At 70.4% G+C, this 20,256-nt stretch carries 15 protein-coding genes; 6 read left to right on the top strand and 9 right to left on the bottom strand.

The window, feature by feature from the left end:
• Nucleotide 1: 1 nt before the first annotated feature.
• The 4 genes from putP to ACFY1J_RS38710 all read right to left on the bottom strand — a co-directional run bounded on the left by putP (nucleotide 2) and on the right by ACFY1J_RS38710 (nucleotide 7,886).
• On the bottom strand, nucleotides 2-3,583 hold the full coding sequence (gene putP / locus ACFY1J_RS38725; RefSeq protein WP_390732877.1) for a sodium/proline symporter PutP: 3,582 nt from the start codon (nucleotides 3,581-3,583) through the stop codon (nucleotides 2-4).
• Nucleotides 3,584-3,676: 93 nt separating this feature from the next.
• Entirely contained in the window at nucleotides 3,677-6,205 is a 2,529-nt protein-coding gene (locus ACFY1J_RS38720) for a SpoIIE family protein phosphatase (protein WP_390732876.1), read from the bottom strand.
• 156 nt (nucleotides 6,206-6,361) lie between these two features.
• On the bottom strand, nucleotides 6,362-6,952 hold the full coding sequence (locus ACFY1J_RS38715; RefSeq protein ID WP_390707641.1) for a transposase: 591 nt from the start codon (nucleotides 6,950-6,952) through the stop codon (nucleotides 6,362-6,364).
• 196 nt (nucleotides 6,953-7,148) lie between these two features.
• A complete protein-coding gene (locus ACFY1J_RS38710) occupies nucleotides 7,149-7,886 on the bottom strand; it encodes a flavodoxin family protein (RefSeq protein ID WP_390707640.1) in 738 nt (245 codons plus the stop codon).
• A 203-nt stretch (nucleotides 7,887-8,089) separates the two neighbouring features.
• On the opposite strand from ACFY1J_RS38710, the gene ACFY1J_RS38705 reads away from it, so the two are divergent.
• Both ACFY1J_RS38705 and ACFY1J_RS38700 read left to right on the top strand, forming a co-directional pair.
• Nucleotides 8,090-9,781 carry an acetolactate synthase large subunit gene (locus ACFY1J_RS38705; protein ID WP_390707639.1) on the top strand — a complete coding sequence of 564 codons (1,692 nt, stop codon included), beginning with the start codon at nucleotides 8,090-8,092 and terminating at the stop codon, nucleotides 9,779-9,781.
• A gap of 203 nt (nucleotides 9,782-9,984) precedes the next feature.
• Nucleotides 9,985-10,533: a hypothetical protein gene (locus tag ACFY1J_RS38700; protein WP_390707638.1), complete on the top strand. Its 549-nt coding sequence runs from the start codon at nucleotides 9,985-9,987 to the stop codon at nucleotides 10,531-10,533.
• Between the two features lie 314 nt (nucleotides 10,534-10,847).
• Here ACFY1J_RS38700 and ACFY1J_RS38695 read toward each other — a convergent pair whose 3' ends face one another.
• A complete protein-coding gene (locus ACFY1J_RS38695; protein ID WP_390707637.1) occupies nucleotides 10,848-11,417 on the bottom strand; it encodes a hypothetical protein in 570 nt (189 codons plus the stop codon).
• 331 nt (nucleotides 11,418-11,748) lie between these two features.
• On the opposite strand from ACFY1J_RS38695, the gene ACFY1J_RS38690 reads away from it, so the two are divergent.
• Complete coding sequence (locus tag ACFY1J_RS38690) at nucleotides 11,749-12,750, top strand: Acg family FMN-binding oxidoreductase (protein WP_390707636.1); 1,002 nt, start codon at nucleotides 11,749-11,751, stop codon at nucleotides 12,748-12,750.
• Between the two features lie 29 nt (nucleotides 12,751-12,779).
• On the opposite strand, the gene ACFY1J_RS38685 is transcribed toward ACFY1J_RS38690, so the two are convergent.
• Nucleotides 12,780-12,998 (bottom strand): STAS domain-containing protein, encoded by a 219-nt coding sequence (locus ACFY1J_RS38685; protein ID WP_390707635.1) that lies wholly within the window; start codon nucleotides 12,996-12,998, stop codon nucleotides 12,780-12,782.
• 346 nt (nucleotides 12,999-13,344) lie between these two features.
• Here ACFY1J_RS38685 and ACFY1J_RS38680 point away from each other — a divergent pair, with 346 nt between their 5' ends.
• The 3 genes from ACFY1J_RS38680 (at nucleotide 13,345) to ACFY1J_RS38670 (ending at nucleotide 16,767) form a co-directional block, all read left to right on the top strand.
• The gene (locus ACFY1J_RS38680; RefSeq protein ID WP_390732875.1) at nucleotides 13,345-14,172 is read left to right on the top strand and encodes a universal stress protein; all 828 of its coding nucleotides are present in this window, start codon (nucleotides 13,345-13,347) and stop codon (nucleotides 14,170-14,172) included.
• A 166-nt stretch (nucleotides 14,173-14,338) separates the two neighbouring features.
• On the top strand, nucleotides 14,339-15,523 hold the full coding sequence (locus ACFY1J_RS38675; protein WP_390732874.1) for an NAD(P)(+) transhydrogenase (Re/Si-specific) subunit beta: 1,185 nt from the start codon (nucleotides 14,339-14,341) through the stop codon (nucleotides 15,521-15,523).
• A 1,079-nt stretch (nucleotides 15,524-16,602) separates the two neighbouring features.
• Entirely contained in the window at nucleotides 16,603-16,767 is a 165-nt protein-coding gene (locus ACFY1J_RS38670; protein WP_390732873.1) for a hypothetical protein, read from the top strand.
• A gap of 538 nt (nucleotides 16,768-17,305) precedes the next feature.
• On the opposite strand, the gene ACFY1J_RS38665 is transcribed toward ACFY1J_RS38670, so the two are convergent.
• The 3 genes from ACFY1J_RS38665 to ACFY1J_RS38655 form a co-directional block, all read right to left on the bottom strand.
• Nucleotides 17,306-17,803: a hypothetical protein gene (locus tag ACFY1J_RS38665; RefSeq protein ID WP_390707630.1), complete on the bottom strand. Its 498-nt coding sequence runs from the start codon at nucleotides 17,801-17,803 to the stop codon at nucleotides 17,306-17,308.
• Nucleotides 17,804-17,911: 108 nt separating this feature from the next.
• Entirely contained in the window at nucleotides 17,912-19,087 is a 1,176-nt protein-coding gene (locus ACFY1J_RS38660; protein ID WP_390732872.1) for an ABC transporter permease, read from the bottom strand.
• Nucleotides 19,084-20,253, bottom strand: a complete 1,170-nt coding sequence (locus ACFY1J_RS38655; RefSeq protein ID WP_390732871.1) for an ABC transporter permease — start codon at nucleotides 20,251-20,253, stop codon at nucleotides 19,084-19,086. Before ACFY1J_RS38655 ends, ACFY1J_RS38660 begins: the two co-directional genes overlap by 4 nt.
• Nucleotides 20,254-20,256 lie beyond the last annotated feature (3 nt).

Genomic DNA, 20,256 nt, shown 5'->3' with positions numbered 1-20,256 from the left:
GCTAGGCGACGGTGCCGGCCGGGATGGCCTGTTCCGTCCAGATGATCTTGCCCGTCGTCGTGTAGCGGGTGCCCCAACGGCGGGCGAGCTGGGCCACGATCAGCAGGCCCCGCCCTCCCTCGTCCGTGGTCCGGGCATGGCGCAGGCGTGGCGAGGTGCTGCTGGCGTCGGAGACCTCGCAGATCAGGCTGCGGTCCCGGATCAGGCGGAGGCACACCGGTCCTCTCGCGTGGCGGATGGCGTTCGTGACCAGTTCGCTGACGATGAGCTCTGTGGTGAACGTCAGATCGGAAATGCCCCACTGCGTCAGCTGCTGGGCGGCGAGGCCGCGGGCGTGCGCGACGGTGGCCGGATCGCTGGGCAGATCCCAGGAGACGACCCGGTCCCGGGCCAGGGCATGGGTCCGGGCGAGGAGCAGTGCCGCATCGTCCGACGGCGGACCGACCAGCAGATCGTCGATCACCTTGCGGCCCGTCTCCTCCAATGCTGGACGGGGCACCGCAAGGACATCGCTCAGTCGGGAGAGCGCGACGTCGATGTCCCGGTCGAAGGACTCGATGAGCCCGTCCGTATACAGCGCGATGAGGCTGCCCTCGGCCAGCTCCAGTTCGACAGACTGGAAGGGGAGGTAGCCGAGGCCGAGTGGCGGTCCGGCGGGCAGGTCCAGGATGTCGGCGCCGCCGTCGGGACCGACGATCACCGGCGGGAGGTGACCCGCCCGGGCCAGCGTGCACCGCCTGCTGACCGGGTCGTAGACGGCGTACAGGCAGGTGGCTCCCATGAACGCCGTGCCCGCGGCCGCACCCTCGGCCGCCGTCGAAGCCTCAATGTCGTGGGCCCCCATGAGGCCGATGACCAGGTCGTCCAGATGAGCCAGCAGTTCGTCCGGGGACAGGTCGAGGTTGGCGAGCGTGCGCACGGCGGTCCGCAGGCGTCCCATGGTCGCCGCTGCGTTGATGCCGTGCCCGGCCACGTCCCCGACGACCAGTGCGACCCGTGCTCCGGAGAGCGGAATCACGTCGAACCAGTCGCCGCCCACACCGCTGGGGGCATCCGCCGGGAGATACCACGACGCCACCTCCAGAGCGGACCCTCCGGTCAGGTCCTGGGGCAACAGGTAACGCTGCATGGAACGGGCCGCAGTGCGCTCGCGGGTGAAACGGCGCGCGTTGTCGATGCACACGGCGGCGCGGGAGACGAGTTCCTCGGCGAGACGTACATCGTCCTCCTCGAACGGGCCCAGTCGCCGGGAACGGGCGAACGTCGCCACGCCCAGGGTGACGCCGCGCGCCCGCACCGGAATCACCATCACCGATCGGAAGTCGTAATCGAGGAGGGAGGCGCCCAGTGACTCGTCCTCGGTCACCCACGGGCTGGCGGTGTGGTCCAGGATCCGTTCCACGAGGGTCCTGCTCTCCAGCAGACAGCGGGTCACCGGCGAGGAAGGTGCGCGCCGAACCGTTTCTCCCACGGCCAGCGACGCCTCGGGGCAGCCCTCACGCACCGACTGCTGCCCCGCGCGCCGGATGACGGGCGCCATACCGACCGGCCCGGGGGCCGGCTCCTCACCCCTCGTGACCGAGTCCAGGAGGTCGACGGCGACGAAGTCGGCAACGGACGGCACGGCGTCGTCGGCCAGTTCCTGTGCGGTCCGTGTCACGTCCAGGGTGCTGCCGATGCGGGCAGCAGCGTCGTTGAGCAGGGCCAGGCGTTCCTGGGCCCGCCAACGCTCGGTGACGTCGATGACCATGTACCAGACGCCCACGTTCCGGCCATGGCGGTCCTTCATCGCGAAGAAGGAGGCGGAGATCGCGCGGCTGGCATCCGGGTCCACGTGACTGGGGCCGCGGTACTCGTAGTCCATCACCGAAGCGCCGGTCTCCAGAACCTCACGCATCTTCTCCTCAAAGGCCTCTGCCTCCGCCTTCGGCAGTACTTCCGCCGTCCGTCGGCCCAGTCGTCGTTCGAGGGGGATCTGGCGGTCCAGTGGCTCGTTGACCCAGACGTACCGCAGGTCCGTGTCGAGGACTGCGATGCCGACCGGTGCGTGGGTGAGGAAGGGAGTGAGCATCAGCTGGCTCACCCCGCCACCCGGCATCCGCCAGAAGGCCCGTTTCGGGGGCCGGCCGACGAACCTGCCGAAGACCAGCGCTGCGACCGTGGCGACCACGACGCCCGGGACCATTTCGTACACGCCCGACTCGAAGGGGCCGAGCAGCGGATTGATCTTCTTCCACAGCAGCACGGTTGCCGCACCCGACACGATGCCGGCCATGGCCCCGGCCCAGGTCATGCGCGGCCAGTACAGCGAGAGAAGGACGACCGGCCCGAAGGCGGCTCCGAAGCCTGCCCAGGCGTATGCGACGATGCCCAGCAGCCCGCCGCCCCTGAGCGCGATCACGAAGGCCACCAGGGTCACGACGACGACGGCGGCGCGACCGACCCACACCAGCGCCCTGTCCGAGGCGTGCCGGTTGAGGAACGCGCGGTAGAAGTCCTCGGTGAGAGCGACGGACGACACGAGGAGCTGGCTGTCCGCAGTCGAGATGATCGCGGCCAGTACGGCGATCAGCATCACCCCGGCGCCCCACGGATCGAACAGTGTCCGGCTCAGCGTGATGTACACCGTCTGCGGGTCGCTGAGCGGCGCGCCGGTCTGCGCGATGCCCACCAAACCGACGACCGTGGCACCACCGAGCACGATGATGACCCACCCTGTTCCGATGCGGCGGGCCGTGGGGATGGCGCCCGTGCTGCGGACGCCCATGAAACGGGCCAGAATGTGCGGCTGGCCGAAGTAGCCGAGACCCCAGGCGAGCAGCGAGATGATCGCAACCACGCCGAGCGACCCGCCCGCTGACCACCGTCCGTCCGTGAAGTCGACCCTGGCACCCATGTCCAGCAGATCGGGCGTCTTGCTGTTGAGGGCGTCGCGCAGCGCACCGAAGCCGCCCAGTGCCCCGATGCCGACGACGGGGAGCACGAGCAGGGCGAGGAACATCAGCGTGCCCTGCATCACGTGTGTCAGGCTCACGGCGAGGAAGCCGCCCAGGCACGAGTAGATGACAATCACCAGAGCAGTCAGGGCCACTCCGAGCCCGAACCTGACGCCGAAGATGTGCTCGAACAGCAGTCCGCCGGCGACCAGCCCACTGGCGACGTAGACGGTGAAGAAAACGAGCGTGACCGCCGCCGAGACCATCCGGAGCATCCGGGTGCGGTCCTCGAACCGTTCCTCCAGATAGGCCGACAAGCTCACGGCGTTCCCGGCGCGCTCGGTGTAGGTGCGCAGCCTCGGCGCGACGAGCAGCCAGTTGAGGTAGGTACCGAGCACCAGACCGGCCGCGATCCAGCTGGCGCCCACGCCGGCCGCGTACACCGCTCCGGGAAACGCGAGGAACAGCCAGCCGGACATGTCACTGGCCCCTGCGGAAAGGGCGGCAACAAACGCGCTGAGCCTGCGGCCCCCCAGAGCGAAATCGGCGAAGGTATCAGTGCGGCTGCGGGCCCAGACACCTGTCCCGACCATGACGGCCACATACACGAGGAACGTGGCCACGATCGGCACACTCAAGTCGAACATACTGCGCTCACCTGCGTGGTTTCTGGGCACGGGCGCCGCCGTCGCACGCCTGACAGCTCGTAGCTCCTATCGGAATAAATGTACAGATTTCGCTCACTGTGGACCGGAAACACCGCGCGCGCGGGGGCTCACACCCTCACTGCGGGAGCCTGTCTCATCGGGCTCGGGCAGCCCGATCAGGACTAGCGTCACGTCGTCGTCATGCTTGGCCGTCTCCGGAATGAGGGCTCTGACCAGCCGGTCGGCGGCTTGATCGAGGCTCTTCGGATCCGGAGGAGCGCCCTTCAGCGCGACCTCGAGGGTGTGGGCGAGGATGTCGATCTGGGCCTCGATGTCGGTGCCGGGGCGTTCGACCAGTCCGTCGGTGTAGACCGCGAGAGTGCTGCCCGGTGGCAGCGGCTGGGTCGTCTGCCGGAACGGCACCCTGCTGACGCACGAATCGTTGACGCCCAGCGGCACACCGACCGGAACCTGCAGTTGGCGGGCGGGCCCGTCCGGGGGCAGGACGATGACCGGGAGGTGTCCCGCCGAGCACAGGGTGACCTCGTGGTCGCGCTGGTGCACCACCAGGTAGACGCAGGTGACGAGCTGGTCCGCCAGGTCACTGACGAACGCGTCCAGCCCGGTCATGAGCTCACTGGGAGGTAGGCCCATGCGGGCCAGCGCATGGGAGGCGGCGCGCAGCTGACCCATGACGGCCGCTGCCTCCAGACCCCGGCCCATCACGTCGCCCACGACGATGCCGGTGCGGTCCCGGTCCAGGGGAATGACGTCGAACCAGTCACCGCCGACCCCGGGGTCCTGGACGGATGCCAAGTACCGGTGGGCGCTGTACAGGTGCGGCAGCCGGGACGGCTCACCCATGAGGCTGTGCTGCAGGGTGTAGGCGATTCGTCGGTGTTCCTCGTAGCGCTCGGCGCGTTCGGCCTCGGCCTGTCTGCGTTCAGTGATGTCCCTCACGGACAGGAATACCAGCGTCCCCTCATCGGCCTGGAGGCTGCTGAGACTCACCTCTACGGGGAACTCACTGCCGTCGCTGTGCAGCCCGTACAGGCCTCGGTCCAGGACGATCGGCTTCGGGTCCCCCTGCCGCAGATAGGCGCCGAGGAAGGCGCTGTGCCGTCGACGCCGCGAGACGGGAACCAGATCGATGACCTGGGTGCCGACGAGGTCGGCCGGCGCATGTCCGAACAATCGTTGCACCTGAGCATTGGCCATGGCGATGGTGCCGTGCCCGTCCGTGATCAGGGTGGCGTCAGGTGCGGATTCCAGCAGCGCCAGGAAGCGCCGGTTGGCCCGCCGGACCTCGCGCTGAGCCGCGACTCGCTCGGTGACATCGGTGACCACACCACATATGGCGTAGGGCTTGCCGGACGACGCGGTGAGCGAGAACAGACTGGTGAGGACGTCCCGTGGGCCTCCCGGCAGGACGAGCAGCTCCTCCCGCTGCACGGGGGTACCCCCTGCCAGCATGGCGAGGTCGGCGGCCCGCGCCTGACGCGCGAGGTCGGACGGCATGACATCCCGGTCCCGGAGGCCCAGTACCCGCTCGCGGGACAGGCCCAGGCTTTCCTCGAACGTCGTGTTGACCGCCAGGAAGCGCCCGTCCAGGTCCTTGATGAACACCACCGCGGGTGTGTGGTCGATGAATGCCTGCAGCAGTTCGTTCTGTCGCACCTGCCATTCCGCATGGGCGTGCTCCATCTCGATACGGCGGCCCACGACCAGGGCCGAGAAGATGACCGCGGTGAACACGGCCACGTGCCCGCATACCAGCAGCGCGGTACCCAGTCGTGTCCCGAACAGCGCCGCGTCCTCACCGGCCAGGACGAGCCAGCCCAGCAGCGGCGGTACGACCAGGACGGTGGCGAACAGCCGGCGCCCCAGCGCCCCCGTCGTACCCGCGTTCATCAGCAGTCCGGCAGGACCCCGGTCCGGCCGGGCGAGGAAGGCGGCCATGCCCAGCAGCACCAGAGCCAGGCCGGTGTACAGGGCCATGCCCTTGTAGGCGCCGAAGCGTTCCAGTTCGGGTACGGCGTACGCGAACCCGTACAGCCGCAGCATTCCCAGCGTGAGAACGGCCAGGCCCGGAACCTGACTCGTCCAGGCGGGAAGCCGGGACGAGCTCGCGCACAGGGCTGCCACGCCGCCGATCAGCAGTGCCGTGGCCGTGTTCGGTGCCATGCGTCCGGGCACGGTCGCCACCAGCGCCGTGTCGTCCTTGAAGAGCAGTTCGTCGATGCCCAGGCCCGCACCGGTCGCGTACTCCACGATGGTGAGCCCGCCGGTCACGGCGGCCAGGGTTGCGGCCGCACGGGCTGTGGTGATCATCCACAGCGTGAGGCGTCTGCGAGCCACCAGAAACAGGGAGAAGCCGAGCGCCAGCAGCGCCACGGTGGTGTTTGCGTTCATGGTCGCATCGGCACCGGGCGCGCGCCTCAGGACGTCGATGCCGAGGATCCAGCCGGACAGACCCGCCGCGCCCAGCACAGCGGCCACAACGGCGGCGACCTGAGCCACGACGCGAGCAGCGTCCAAGGCGGACTGCTGGTACGGCAGGTCCGCGGCCTGCTCTGCTCCGAGCGCGTTGGGCAACTCGGGCGCCTGCTGCTCTTTCGTCACAGAACACTCGTCAAGGTGGATGAACGACTGAATCGCCACTTACACCCTAAGTACTTTGACCGCCCAGCGCCCTGGTCCATGTGCCCCTCCATTCGGGACAAGGGCCGGGCGTGAGTAGTTGAGGTACAGGAAATCCCGCTGAGCTTGCCGTCCTCGTCATGGTGGTCCCACGTCAGGGCGGCCCGTGAATGATCTTCCGTGAGCCAGGGTGACAAAGCATCGGCGCCCGCTCGTCCACTGGTCGGCGACGCTGAGGCCAAGGTCCTCGGCGACCTTGCGGATGGCTCCTCGTCCGAGCCGCGCCCGGGGAAAGGGGAGCCCGCTATGGCCCTGGAGGTCCACGTAGTCGCGTTCTTCGTTCCGAGTGGCCACGGCGCGGAACTGCTTCCACTTGTTCACGCACCTCTCGACCGCGTTGCGGCAGCGGTACCGGGTCTTGTCGAAGGCCGGGGGCCGGCCGCCGGAGCGTCCGCGGCGCCTGCGGTGGGCGCGCTGGTCGTCGGGCTGCGCGATGGTGGCTTTGATGCCGCGCCTGCGCAGGTAGGCGCGGTTGTCCCGGCTGGAGTACGCCTTGTCGCCGCGCACCCGGTCCGGTCGGCTGCGCGGGCGGCCTGGCCCGCGGCGCCGGAGGCGTAAGCCGTCCAGCACCGGGGCGAACATCGGGCTGTCACCCCGCTGACCGGGCGAGGTCTGCCAGGTCAGCGGGCGGGCCCGGTCGTCGGACAGCAGATGGACCTCGCTGGTCACTCCGCCCCGCGAGCGTCCCAGCGCCTCGCGCCCATCTGCCTCATCACGGCCCCCGCCCCTTTTTGCGGGTAGTCGGCCGGAGGCTTGCGAGGCGCTCCGAGGCACCGTACGCAACCCCCAGGCTGCGATTGCCGCGACTGGCGCGGGGGCCGGTCCCTGCTTCCAACCGACGCGGCTGCCCCGGCCGCTGGTGTCCCTACCGGTGCTCGGGGTTTTCGTAGTCGCGGCGGCAGCCGGCGTCCCAGGCGGTGCGCTGGTTGCCGTAGGCGGGGATGCCACCGAGATCCTTCAGCGCCCGGGCCAGATGGAGCAGGTTCCAGGTCATGAAGGTGGTGTTGCGGTTGGTGAAGTCGTTGTCCGGGCCGCCCGAGCCGGGATCGAGGTAGGAGGGGCCGGGGCCTGCCTCGCCGATCCATCCGGCGTCCGCCTGGGGAGGGATGGTGTAACCCAGGTGCTGCAGGCTGTAGAGGACGTTCATGGCACAGTGCTTGACGCCGTCCTCGTTGCCGGTGATCAGGCAGCCGCCTACGCGACCGTAATAGGCGTACTGTCCCGCGTCGTTGAGCAGGCTGGAGCAGGCGTAGAGGCGTTCGATCACTTGCTTCATCACGGAGCTGTTGTCGCCCAGCCAGATGGGGCCGGCCAGGACGAGGATGTCGGCCGCCTGGACCTGCTGGTACAGGTCCGGCCAGGCGTCCGTCTCCCAGCCATGTTCTGTCATGTCGGGCCACACACCGGTGGCGATGTCGTGATCCACGGCCCGGACGACATCGACGTGCACTCCCTGCGCGTCCAGGATGGCGGTGCTCCGGTCGATCAGCCCCTGAGTGTTGCTCGTTTCTGGCGAGCGCTTGAGGGTGCAGTTGATCACCAGAGCCCGTAGGTCGTCGTACCGGGCCGGCGGTGCGTCGGTGGTGGGCGACGAAGCGGTCACACGGTCCTCCCAGAGCCTCTGCGCAGCACGATGCTCGGCGGCGCGCGTCCACGTCCGGCTCCAGCGTGCTGGACACCCATGGCACCCGCCACCACAGCGCCGCCGAACGGCCCCGGCATGCTTGAGGCATCGGTAACCGCACGGCTGCCTCGGTCGGCGGCGAATGATTGGCCGGGGCCGGTGGGCGTGCCTACGTTCGTCTCATGGGTACCGAAGGCGCGAGCGACTCGCGGGACACAGCAGCAGTGGAGGACGTCGCACACCTGTTGGTGCGCTGTCTGCGGGCCGAGGGCGTGGAGTACGTCTTCGGGATTCCGGGCGAGGAGAACATCCGCTTCGTGGACGCGCTGAACGGCTCCGGGATCCGGTACGTTCTGGTGCGCCACGAGCAGGCCGCCTCGTTCATGGCGGAGATCTACGGGCGGCTCACCGGCCGTGCCGGGGTGTGCTCGGCGACGCTGGGACCTGGCGCGATCAATCTGCTTCTTGGCACCGCGGACGCCATGACCAACAGTGCCCCGATGGTGGCTCTGGCCGCCCAGGGTTCACTGCGCCGGATCCACAAGGAGTCGCACCAGGTCATCGACCTGGTGTCGATGTTCGCTCCCGTCACCCAGTGGGCGGCCCGCGTCGAGTGTCCGGACGCGGTGCCGGAGATGACGCGCAAGGCGTTCAAGATCGCCCAGAGCGAGCGCCCCGGAGCTGTGTTCCTGGCAGTGCCGGAGGACATCGAAGCGGAGCGTCCAGCCGAGCCGTTGGCACCCTTGCAGATCGACGTGGTACACACTGATGCACCGTCGCCCTCCCAGATCGCACGTGCAGTGGAGGTGCTCACCGCTGCCCGGCACCCGGTCGTGCTGGCAGGCCACGGCGCTGCCAGAGCCGGCGCCTCGGCTGCTCTCGTGCGGTTCGCCGAGCGGCTGAACATCCCGGTGGCGACAACCTTCCACGGCAAGGGCGTCTTCCCCGACGACCATCCCAACGCCCTCGGCGCGGTCGGCTTCATGCGCCACGACTACAGCAACTTCGGCTTCGACGCGGCCGACGTGCTGATCTGCGTGGGCTACGAGATCCAGGAGTTCGACCCGGTCAAGATCAACCCGAGCGGTGACAAGCGGATCGTGCACGTGCACCGCTTCCCCGCCGAAGTGGACGCCCACTACCCGGTCGGCGTGGGCGTCGAAGGCGACCCCTCCCAGGCGCTGGACGCACTCATGGCGGCACTGCCCGACGGGCTCTCCTATGACTTCGGAAGCAGCGAGAAGATCCGGACGCTGCTCGACGAAGAGCTCCAGTACGGGCGCGACAACGAGGCGTTCCCGCTGGTGCCGCAGCGCGTCGTCGCCGATGTGCGCACCGCGCTGGACCGCCACGACATCGTGCTCGCCGACACCGGCGCCGGAAAGATGTGGATGGCCCGTCTCTACCCGACCTACGAACCGGACACGTGTCTGGTCTCCAACGGACTGTCGACCATGGGGTTTGCGTTGCCGGGCGCGATCGCCGCGAAGCTGGCACGGCCGGACCGACGGGTCCTGGCGATGATGGGTGACGGCTCGTTCCTGATGAACTCCCAGGAATTGGAGACCGCCGTCCGCGAACGCGTCCCACTGGTCGTCCTCGTCCTGGTGGATCAGGAATACGGCCTGATCACCTGGAAGATGGAGCTCGAAATCGGCCGCCACAGCCACACCCGGTTCACCAACCCGGACCTGGTCGCCTACGCCGAGAGCTTCGGCGCTCGCGGCTACCGGATCGAGAGCGCCGACCAATTGCTGCCCGTGCTGCGCCGCGCCCTCGACGACGACGCGGTTGCCGTGATCGCCTGCCCCGTCGACTACTCCGAGAACCTGCGCCTGACCGACAGACTGGGCAGTCTCCACGGCCCGTTCTGACCAGCCGGCACAGGACTTGGCCCGGCGCGGATCGACAGGGCCACCCGGCGCGCACTTCTCGACGGCGGACCACCACCCGTCGTACCACCACGCGCCCGACGGTCGCCCCGTCCGCTGCGCACCTTGACCGTGTGCGCCGGCAAGCGCAGAAGGCCCAGTAGGAGGGGAAGCGCGATGCCGCGATCGCGTAATTGCGCGCTGAGGTGACAGACGGGGCGCTGCTGCGCGAGAAGATCGGCATGGACCGCATCCGCGCCGGCCACGCCGGCGCCACCATACGGCTGTCGCGTGACCACGGGCACCTGGCGCTGCTGGCCGGCTCCTACAGCTACATACTCGAGTTCGCGCCGAAAGTACTGGAGGCGGTGCGGTTCGCGGGCGGCACGGACGCGAAGCCGCCGACCGAGGCGTTGGGGATTCTGCGGGAGCTGAACGCCACCGGCGCCCGCAACGTCCCCGACGGTGCTCCCACCGTGTTCGTGCCGTCCCGGTGGCAGGGCTACCTCGATGAGGCCGCGGCGAGGGGGGATGCGACCGCGTACCGGCACTACTGGGAGCTGTGCACCCTGCTCGCCCTGCGCGACGGCCCTGCGCAGCGGGGACGTGTTTGTACCGGGCTCACGGCGCTACGACAACCCGGCCGCCTGCCTGTTCACCCCCGCCCGGTGGGAGACGCACCGCGTGGAGTTCTGCCGTCTGGTCGGCAAGAGCCCCGACGCCTCGGAGGCGCTGCCGCTGGCCGGTCCGGCTGAACGATGACGGGGAGCTGGTCATCTCCCCGCTGACAGCGGAGGACATCCCGTCCGGGGCCGAGGAACTGCACGCCGAGCTGGAGCGGATGCTGCCGAACGTGCCGATCGCCTCGCTGCCGGTGGAGATGGAGCGGCACACCGGTTTTCTGGCTGCTTCGTCCACGCCGGCGGCAAGCAGGCCCGGTCCCGCAGCTCAAGAGCGACGAAGCCGTTCGCGCCTGGGCGGTGATTCCATGCCACCGGCGCGGCGGGAGGCACCCGCATCCCGCAGGAGGAATGTGTGCGGCGGCGGTGAGCAGGGCTCCGCCGAGCCGTCAGCCCGTCTTGTGACCCCACTGCGGACCGACCAGATCCCACTCTTTGCCCCACTCGTCGATACGCCGCCGGTCCAGCCACAAGCGTGCGGCGCCCCCGGCACCGAACGCCATGCCGGTAACAGCGAGCGCGGACGCGGCTCCCAGGAATCCCGACTCGACCGCCGCATCCGTGCGGCTCGGCGGTCGGGTGGTGAGGTTCCCCTGCGTGTTCGTCCAGAGCACCATCGTGGATCCGGCCTTGCGCCCGCCGTCCACCAGGGTCCTGCCGGTGTGGGTGGACCCGCCCGCGCTGGTCCAGCGGACCTGCACCAGCGCCCGATAGCTCTTCACGTCGGCTCGTGGCGCATCCGTGAGGAGTACGGCCCGTACGGGGGTGCGCTCGGCGCGTTGCTGCGCGAAGACGTCGTCCGCGGCCCGCGCTGTCAGCACACCGGCGAGGGTTCCGCCCACCGCGATGAGCGCCCAGACGGCCAGCACGAGCCACGCCTCGAGAACGTCGGCGCGCCTGCGCAGCCGGTTGGCTCGCCACCGCCACAGCAACCTCTTCGTTCGCCTGCCTGTACGCATCGGGCCGCACCTCCTCGTCGTGGTCATTTCGAGCAAGGTGACAGCCGCCCGCGCGTCGCGACATGGGCCGGACAGGGGGAGCCGTGGGGGCCGACCGGAACCAAGTGCGGAAGTGGGATGGGCCGTTCAGCCCCCGCCGTCGCAGCCCGTGGGGACACCGCAGGTGTCCGCCCGCGGACCGGCGTGCTCTCCGTTCTCGCCACCTCCGTCACCGATAGTCCCTGACCGGCCACCCGCCAGGGACCATCGGCCCCTCACCCGGACGCTGTCGCGCGCCCATTCTCGTAGGACATCGGTACCCGTTCCGAAACCCGTGTGGGAGGAGGGCACCATGCGATCCGAGCCTCTCGACGCCGAGACCCTGGAAGCCTGCATCGCGGCCGCCGTGGCTGCGCCCTCGTTCTTCAACACCCAGCCCTGGCGCTTCAGGCTGGACCCCGATGCCGTCGCCTTCGAGGTGCGCGCGGCACCGCAGCGGAGCCTGCGTCATGCGGATCCGGTCGGACGGGCGCTCCATCTGTCGGTGGGCGCGTCCGTCTTCAATCTCCGCGTCGCGGTGTCCCACTTCGGCTGGTCGCCCGTCGTGCGGCTGCTGCCCCGCCCCGAAGAGCCCGCCCTGCTCGCCACCGTCCGGCCCGCGGGATCAAAGAGCGCGCACACCGCCGAACACCGTGGCGATCTCTACTTGGCGATCTGGCGCAGGCACAGCAGTCGCTTCCCGTTCTCCGGCAGACCGCTGCCCGCGCAGGCACGTGCCGAACTCGCCGAGGCCGCCCACACGGAAGGCGCCTCACTGACCTTCCCCGAGGTCGCCGAGACGGTACGTCTGCTGCGCGTGACCGAGGAGGCCGAGCACCGCAATCACGCCGACGCCGACCGTGGCACGGAGAGCCGCCGCTGGGTGCACCGGGAGTCGGACGATCCGTTCGACTCCGGCCTCCCGCAGACGGCGCTCGGCCCGCAGGACGCGCGCGAACGCATTCCCATGCGGGACTTCACCGCCGCACGGCACCCCGGGCGGCTGTCGGCCCAGGACTTCGAGACCGCCCCGGCCGTCGCCCTGCTCAGGACCGAGCACGACCGTCGCACGGACTGGCTGCGCGCAGGAGAGGCACTCGAGCACGTCCTGCTGGTGGCCACGGCCCTCGGCCTGCGTGCGTCCCTGCTGCACCAGCCGATGGAATGGCCCGACCTGCGCCGCTTCCTGAGCCCGGACCCCGACCACACCGGTCACGCGCAGATGCTGATCCGCCTCGGCTACGGCCGGGAGGGCCCCGCCACCCCGCGGCGCGCCCCGCAGGCGGTGCTGGACGCGGAGAGGCCGAACCGATAGCCCGTTCCCGTCGGGGCGGGCGGCTCCGGTCAGCCCGTCCCCGCGGAGACGCCGTCCTCGTGGGGAGCAACGGAGGGAGCCGGGGGCAGGCCGGGGTGGATCTCGAAGACGCCGCCCAGGCACGTGCTCTGCAGTATGTGCAGGCTGCGGCCGGTGTCGGCGACCAGCCGCAGCCTGCCCTGCCGGGCCCGCACCCGGTTCCTCGCCCGGCACAGCAGCCGTAGTCCGCTGCAGTCGATGAAGGTCACGGGGCGCAGGTCGAGCACCAGGTCGGGGCACCAAGGTCGTGCCGCCGACGGCGTGTTCCGTGTGGCAGGTCGTGGGCCTGGTGTGGGTTTCGGCCGTAGACAGAGCAAAGCGGGGCGTCAGGCGTGACGGAAGGGCCGGTCGGGCCCTGTGCGGACGGGTGACGGGTGACGGGGCCGGGCGGCCCCATGTGATCGCACACGGTGAGCCGGGGTCGCTCTCCGGCAGGGGCGGGACCGATGGCCCCATTCCACCTTCAAATGCCCGCCAGAACATGAGTGGTGGGCCCCTGGCATGCCCACCCCGACCGGATCCGACCGTCGGGGAAGCACAGAAGGGAACAGCGACATGACTCCCCAGCACGTCGTCGTCGGAGTCGACGGCACACTGACCGCCGTACGGGCGCTGGACTGGGCGGCCCAGGAGGCGGCACGCCGCCGCGTCACTCTGCGCGTCGTCCACGCCGTCGCGGACCGGGACGAGGCCGGGCCGGTTCTGGCGTCGGCCGCCGCACGGATCCGCGCCCACCATCCCGGCCTGCCGGTCGTGACCGCGTCACCGGAGGGCGGCGCGGTGGAGGCCTTGGTGCGGGAGAGTGACGGAGCGGTTCTCACCGTCGTGGGCAACCGCGGGCTCGGCGGGTTCACCGGACTGCTCTTCGGCTCGGTGAGCCTGCGCCTGGCCGCGCACGCCCGGAGCCCGCTGCTCGTCGTACGCGGTGACCACCGGTGCGACGACGATCGCGAGGTGCTGCTGGGACTGGGGAGCGACGCCGACGGGGACGCGGCGGCCTATGCCTTCCAGGAGGCGGAGCGGCGAGGTGCCCGGCTGCGCGTCCTGCACTCCTGGTCCCACCGGCACGTCACCCCCGAAATGCCGTCGCCGGTGCCAACCAGCCCCGGACAGCGGGAACTTGCCCAACGCGACGCCACCGAGGCGGCCGTGCCCCGCTTCGCCCTGACCGAGCTGCGGGAGAAACACCCGGCGGTCGGCGTCGACACGCGCACGGTCCGCACGGGGCCGGCGCGTGCGCTGCTGGAGGCCACCCGTGAAGCCGGAGTCGTCGTCATCGGTGCCCACCGCCGGGCGGACCACCTCGGCCCGCGCCTGGGTCCCGTCGTACGCACCCTGCTGCACCGTTCGCACTGCCCGGTGGTCGTCGTGCCGACTGGCTGACCCGGATCACCACGGCAGCTGAACAGGCCTTCACAGCAGGGGCGTTCGGCCCTGGACCGCGGGCCGCGCACCCTCTCCGACGCCGAAGCGAGACATTGAACCTGACAAGACGACCGTCCTGGACAAGGGCGTCACCGTCATCGGCGCCGGACGCCTGCCGTCCGCGATGGCGACCGTCTCGTCGACGGCCTACGCCCGCAATTTCATTGCGCTCCTGCGTCACCTCGTTGCGCTCCTGCGTCACCTCGTGCGCGACGGCGAACTCGTCCTCGACCCGGCCGACGAGATCACGGCGGCGCCACGGGAGCAGCCTCCTCATGAACAACCTCGATCTCTCACCGCGATCACCGTCTTCGTGCTGAGCGTCGAGGTCATCAGCAAGGTCCCCGCGACCCTGCACACACCCCTGATGTCCGGCTCGAACTCCGTGCACGGCATCGTCGTCATCGGCGCGAAGCTGATCGCGGCCGAGTTGCACACCTGGCTCGGCTACATCCTCGCTTTCGCGGCCATGGCGTTCGGCGCGCACCTGATGAACCACCCGCGCACGGCCCGCCGCGGCAGCACGCTCTCCGCCGGCGCCATGGTCGGCGCGATCGCCGCCACGGTGTGGCTGGTGGCCCACGAGGGCACGATCAGCCGGACCGGCTGGCTCGTGCTCGCCTCCGGCGGTCTCGTCGACGCCGCGCTCGGCCTGTACGCCGCGCGTGAGGTCAAGATGACCGCCATGCCCCAACTGGTCTGTCTCTTCAACGTGGTCGGCGGCGGGGCAGCCGCGCTCATCGCGAGATGGAGCCCCAACCGGCAGGCGCCGGGGGGACGTTGGGGGGCCAGGGGCCGACCGGGCCCGGTACGGGTCCGGTCGGCCCACGCGCGTCCCGCGCCGGCGCGGGATGCTGGAAGTGGCCAAGAAGAAGAGGAGGAGGGAGACATGACTGGCATGATCGAGCGACTGCCGGGCTGGCCGACCCTGCCCGACCTGTTCGGCTGGGTCGAGTCCGGCTTCCCCGGGTCGCATACGGTCCCCGGACTGCACGGCATCCGCATCGAAGAGCACCTGGCGGACGAGAACTACGTGCTGCGGGCGGAGCTCCCGGGCATCGACCCCAAGGATGTCGAAATCACCGTCACGGAAAGCGTTCTGACCCTACGGGCGGAGCGCAGTGGGGAGACGACGCTGAAGCACCGCACGGAGTTCCACTACGGGACCTTCGCCCGCTCCGTCCGGCTGCCGGCCGGGGCCAAGGGCGACGAGGCCACTGCCGAGTACAAGGACGGTGTCCTGACCGTCACGATCCCGGTGCCCGAGACGAAGACGGGCACGAAGACCATCCCGGTGCGGCACGGCTGAGTGCGGGTGGGCGCTCAGCCGTACCCGGTGTGCGCGGCCGGTACGCCGGCCGCGCACACGTATCCCCGGGCCGGCCGGTTGCTGGGCCGGGCGGGTCCTTTCCGAGTCCCTTCGGCCCAGTGACCGGAACACTCGGTTCCGTCGAGGGTGGAGACACACGGTGGAGGGAGAGGAGCCATGACTGTCTCCACCCGTGTCGCGATCACCGCCGTCGGCGATCCGGGCCGGCACGACGACGGTGTGGCCCGAGCAGTGCTCTCCCGGTTGCGGGGCCTGTGGCTGCTGCTGCCGCTGCCGTGCGCGAACGCCACGACGGGCGGTGCCCCGTCGGGCAGTAGAACCGTGCGGCCAGCCGAACGAGCCCCGGGGGCACCTCGATCTCCCGGTTCGCGGGCGGGGGATCGACGGCGGCCGGCGACGCAGAGGGCCGTCCGGGGCGAGCGGCCCGAGCCAGCAGGTCGGTGACCTCCGCGGCGCCGACCTGAGCGAAGTCGTGGTACCAGGAGCCGACCGAGCCGAAGAAGCGTGGTGACTGCAGACAAACCAGCTGGTCGGCCGGCCGGTGCAGACGGATCAGCGTCCGTTCCGGTCCGACCGGCACGGCAAGCACGGTCCGGACCACGCCCTGACCACGGACGACCCGGCACGCGGCCTCCTCGAAACGCATGGGCAACTTCCTCATGCGGACACCGCCCCGATACGGCGGTGAGACCGCCCAGCTCCCGTCCCATCGTCTACCGGATCCGGGAGACAGGGACGCCGCACCCGGACGGGAACCCTGGCACGGATGGACGGTGGACTCCGGAGAACGGGCGCTCGTCCGTTCTTCTGCGGCCCGGGATGGGTTGCTGCCAGGCTCGGCCCTCGTGATCCGGCATGACTCGCAACATAACTGGCGCCCCGTCAGGGGCGGCCGTGCCCCGAGATGTCTGCCGGACGCGGGCGTCGGTCTGGCCCAGCCGCTGGCTTGATCAGCAGCTTGTCCGCCGTCCGGCGTGACTCATCACAGTTTCGCCACGTGGTGACTCCACCCAGGCTGACGCCGACCACGGCCCGTCCGCCCGGAGGAGAACAACCGCGTGACCATGCTCGCAGAACACATCGACGGCGTCATAGGAGTCGACACCCACCGCGACACACTCGCCGCAGCCGCCGTCAGCCCCATAGGCGCCGTCCTGGAGACCACCAACGCCCCCGCTCACACCCGTGGCCGGTCTCGCCGCCTTCCTCGAAGACGCTGGTGAACGCGTCGAGGTCTGTCGCCCCAAGTGCCCGCCGCTCCGTGGAGGCCGCAAGACGGACATGCTCGGGAGGCCTCTTGCCCGCTACGCGGATACCCCTTGCTCAGTAAGGGCGGGGCCGCCCCGAAGGCGTGCGCAGATCCTGGGGGAGATCCGGCTGTCGCGGAGTCCTGGGGCGACGGGTTTCCCGTATCCGCCTCATGATCGCCGCCTCCTGCCGGTTGGTCCGCGGAGTACCGGTGATTTCCGGCACCCCGGATACCCATGAATCCTGGCCCGAGGCAGGGCGCGCCGCCATGAGGACATCGACCCCGGATCACGGGCCGGGGCGCGCCCGGTTCCGGGTCCGATCGGCCCACGCCGTGCGGGCGGGCGCGGAGCGGGCCGGACCGTGAGAAGCGGAGCATCATCCCGAAGAGCTGGTGCCAGTGGGTCACCCCGTTGAACGCCGGGTAGAGGGGCAACCGCGCTCATGGGCCGGGATGGGCCGGCCGGTGCTCCCGGTGGCCGACAGGATTCGGCGGGCCCGTCCGACGCGGTGTCAACCGTCGGCGCGGATACCGGAGATCAGCTGCGACTCGAGATCGGACTGGATCATCAGGTGGGTGCGGTGGACCCGGTCACCGGAGTCCTGCCAGGTGAGCGTGACCCTGGTCCAGCAGTGCCCCATCCCGCTGTCGTTGTAGACGACCTCCCAGGCGATCGGCACGCCCTTGGCGCGCAGTACGCCGTCCTTGTGGTGGGCGCTCTCCCACTGCGCCAGGTTCGCGCGCAGGCCGACGGTCAGGTAATGGGCGCGCAGAGCGTCGGCCAGCCCGTTGCGACCGGAGTCGTACAGGACGTCGACGTAGGCACCGTAGAAATCGGCGACCCGGTCGACGGCGGAGCGCGGACTGCCCTTGCGGGCCGGTGCGGTCTTCGCGGCGACGCCGGCCCCGGCGTCCGTACGGCCGCCGGTCGCGGCCGCCGGCGCCGACGCCGCGAGCGCCAGCACCACGACGCCCAGCACGACACGGCGGACGGCACGAGGTGTCATCATGGTGGTTCTCCTCTCCTGCAGCAGTGCGGACTTGTGCTCAACTCCAGTACACCGCAGGGCAGTTGCCGTCATCGCGGGCCGACCGGCCCGAGGCGGGGGGCCGGTCGGTCACTCCCCGGGACTGGTGATCAGGCGGTGCCGCAGGGCCAGCGACGCGCAGGTGAGGAGCACCACGGCGAAGCCTGCGAGGACGGCCAGGTCCCGCATGATCGAGGGCAGGTCCCCGTCCTGGGACAGCAGTGTCGTCCACGCGTCGACGGCCCAGGCGTGCGGCACTGCGTGCCCTGCCGCACGCAGCCAGCCGGGAACGAGGGCCAGTGGCCACATGCAGCCGCCCAGCATGCCCATCCCGATGCCGAGGGCCGGGCCGATCGCGTGCACCTGCTCCGGCGTGCGGAACACGGCCCCGGCCAGCACCCCGGCGCCGGTACCGACCAGCGCCCACACGGCGACCAGGACCCCGGCGGCGAGCGGATCGCCCCAGGAGACGTTGAAGGCCAACGCCCCGATGCCGATGAGCAGCAGGGACTGCAGGACGGCCAGCGCCAGATAGGCGACCGTCTCCCCGAACACCAGGGTGCGGGCGGCGACCGGTGCCGCGAGCGCCCGCGTGTACACACCGGTCCGGCGGGTCTGCACGATGGCCGCACCGCCCGCCAGGGCGTTGATGAACACGAACAGCACCAGCATGGTCGGCGTGCTGTAGCCGTAGCCCAGCGGCAGGTAGTCGCTCCGGCCGTTGACGGTCTCGGTGCGTACGGCGATGGGGGACGAGGCCCGCTCCGCGTTGTGGGCGAGCGCGAGGGCGCCGTCGAAGGAGCCGCCGGTCTCGTCTTGGGCGAAGCGGGCGGCCTGCAGGCGTGCCGCGTGCTCGGCCACCACGGCCGACACCGAGGTCACGGCCGAGTGCCCGGCACTGCCCGAGGGCTCCACCAGGACCCGCACGGTGACGGAGTGTCCGGCCCGTACGTCCGCGTCGAGCCCGGAAGGAACGAGGACGACCGCGTCCAGCTCGGCCCGGCGCAGCGCGGTGCGCGCGTCGGTCGCGGTGTCGTAGATGTGGGTCCGCAGCCCTGGCGCGTCCTGGATGTCCGCAGTCAACTCCCGTGCCACCGGGCCCGCTTGAGAGGCCGGGACGAGCCCGATCCGGAACTCGTCGAAGCCGCTGACGGTGACGCCGATGACGACGATGATGGCGACCGGGAGCAGCACCATGAAGAACAGCGCGGTGCGGTCGCGCAGCACACGCGCGAGGGTGGCCCGGGTCACGGCCAGCGCGGTCATGGCGTCCTCCTCAGCCGAAGGAGCAGAGCCGTCACCGCGATCACGACCGCCGAGAACGCGGCGATGCCGAGCAGCGGCGTGCCGACGGCGTCCCAGCCGCGTACGCCGGTGCCCAGATCGGTGAACCCGCGCAGGGCCCAGCCGTTGGGCGTGAACAGGGCGAGGCGGCGGATCAGCGGCGTCGTACCGGAGGCGAAGACGAAGTTGCCGCCGAGCAGGACGAGCGCGAAGACCAGGATCGAGGAGAGCCCCTGGGCCTGCTGTTCGGTTCGCACGAGCGCGATGACCAGCGCGGTCAGGCACACCACGCACACCGCCATGGCCACGCTGAGCGCCGCGACCCCGAGCGGGTCGGCCCAGGCGGCGTCGAAGGCGAGCCACGACACCAGCGTCACGGTGGCGAGGCCGGCCAGGCTGTAGACGAACGTCGAGACCGACTTGCCGATCAGTAGCGCACCCCGCCCCACGGGTGCCGCGGCGATCCGGTCGAGGGTGCCCTGTTGCTGTTCGATGAAGTAGCCGCGCGCTCCGAAACCGACCGTGAACAGCACGAAGAACATGCCCATGCTCGGCCCGAAGTAGCTGATCACCTTCAGCGGGTCGTCGGGCAGCCCTTGCGCCCGCACCTGTTCCGGCAGCCTCAACAGGGCCGCCCTGGCGGCCAGTCGAGGGATGTCGCTCTGCGGGGCGCCCGCGGACACGGCCGTGACGACCGACAGCCGGTCGGCGTTGACCTGGGCGACGTACGACTCGGTGACCGCCCGGGCGAGCTGCGCCTGCAGGCCGTAGTCGACGCTGTCCAGGACCCGTACCGGCGCGGCGCTGCCGCCGTGCAGCGACTCGGTGAACCCCTTCGGCAGGACGATCGCGGCGTGCACGTCGCCCGCGTCCACCGCCCGCCGGGCAGCGGCCTCGGCGTCGTACGACCGCACCTGGACCGTGCCTCGAAGCTCCCGGCTCTCCAGCACCTGGGTGAGCCCGGCGGCGGCCGGACCCCGGTCCAGGTCCACGATGCCGAGGTTCGCGCGGAACTCGTCGTTGTTGTTGAACGCCAGGGCCATCAGAGCGGAGATCAGCACCGGCGCCAGGAACACGATCACCCAGGCGGACCGGTCGCGCAGCCGCTGCCGCAAGTCCTTGGCGGCGATGGCGAGGACGACACGCACGAC

The sequence above is a fragment of the Streptomyces sp. NPDC001406 genome, from assembly GCF_042895285.1.
Taxonomy (GTDB): domain Bacteria; phylum Actinomycetota; class Actinomycetes; order Streptomycetales; family Streptomycetaceae; genus Streptomyces.
This window is presented reverse-complemented; position numbering and strand designations above follow the sequence as displayed.